At 26.7% G+C, this 1,309-nt stretch carries 1 protein-coding gene; it reads right to left on the bottom strand.

Going from position 1 to position 1,309, the window contains the following annotated elements; genetic code table 11:
• Nucleotides 1–146: 146 nt before the first annotated feature.
• A partial coding sequence (locus tag DW114_RS21110) for a GH25 family lysozyme (protein WP_117456310.1) occupies nucleotides 147–1,309 on the bottom strand: 1,163 nt, incomplete at its 5' end.

Raw genomic sequence — 1,309 nt, 5'->3', positions numbered from 1 at the left:
TGAACTTTTTCATCTTTTTTTTCTTCTATAACATCATTTTCTTTAAATGTTTTTGCTTCAATATTCATTACAAATATTGGTAGTAGTAATAAAAACGTTAATATAATTTTTCTCATCACAACTTCCCCCATTTTCCTTATTTATCTTTAATTAAAAAATATGCTTACATCAACATTATTAAGGAACCCAGGAATATACTCATATTCAGAATACTGCCATCCCTTAAAATCTGTTTCTTTTAAATCTTTTCCTGCATAATAAACATGATCACTATTATATTGAGCAATCCATTCCACAAGTTTTATTAAATCACTATCTCCTCCAAAACCAGAATCTTTATTATAAAGATACGATGTATATGTATAAACTGCACAATTCTTAAATCCATGTTTATTCAATATATTCATAAATGTTGGTATAATTTTCTTATATTGACTCGGCTTAATTTTAATGTCTCTACCATCCAAATACGTTGGTTTTTCAATATCATAATATATTTTTGTATTTCTATCTATATTATATTTATCTAAAATTTTAACTACAAAGTTCGCCTCTGCAATCGCTTCATCGTTATTTTCTGCATAGCTATATAAATATAAACTAAAAGGTATTTTATATTGTTTCAATTTCTGTATATTCCTTTGCAATTGATAATCTTCCCTTACATCTCCAAAGCCAATCCTAACAATTACATGATCTATATCACCTTGTTCTACTACTTTAATCCAATCAATTATGCCATCAAATTCAGATATATCTATAACTTTTTTTACATTACCATTTCCAATTCTTTGACCTAAACTGTTAAAATAATACTTTTGACCACCAAGTGATTGCCAGCCAGTTAATTTTACTCCCTGATTATAATAGTATACTTCACCATCCTTCCCAAAAACCCAAGATGTTATGTAACCATTCTCATCGAAATTGTATTCGATACCCTGAATAATTATTTTCTTATTCTTAATCAAAATTCCATTTTCATCATAATATAGAGATTTCTTATCTTTTATTACCCATTCATTTTTAGCCATATGTCCATCTTCATAAAAATAATAATTTTCTCCATTTATATAGACATTCCCAATCATCATATGGCCTTGTTCATTAAAATAATAAATTTTACTATCTATACTCATAAAACCTGTAGTAATGTATCCATCTTTATTAAAATAATATTTTTCTCCAGATATTTCTCTCCAGCCTAAAAACATATGTCCCTGTTCATTAAAATATCTCCAGCCATTTTGATTTCTCCAACCTGTTGTTATAATACCTTTATCTGTAAATAAATATGTATTTCCATTTA

This window comes from Absiella sp. AM09-50 (assembly GCF_003433845.1).
GTDB classification, from domain to species: Bacteria; Bacillota_I; Bacilli_A; order Erysipelotrichales; family Erysipelotrichaceae; genus Hoskinsella; species Hoskinsella hominis.
Note: the sequence above shows the minus strand (reverse complement) of the source record. Positions and strands in the feature narration are given on the sequence as shown.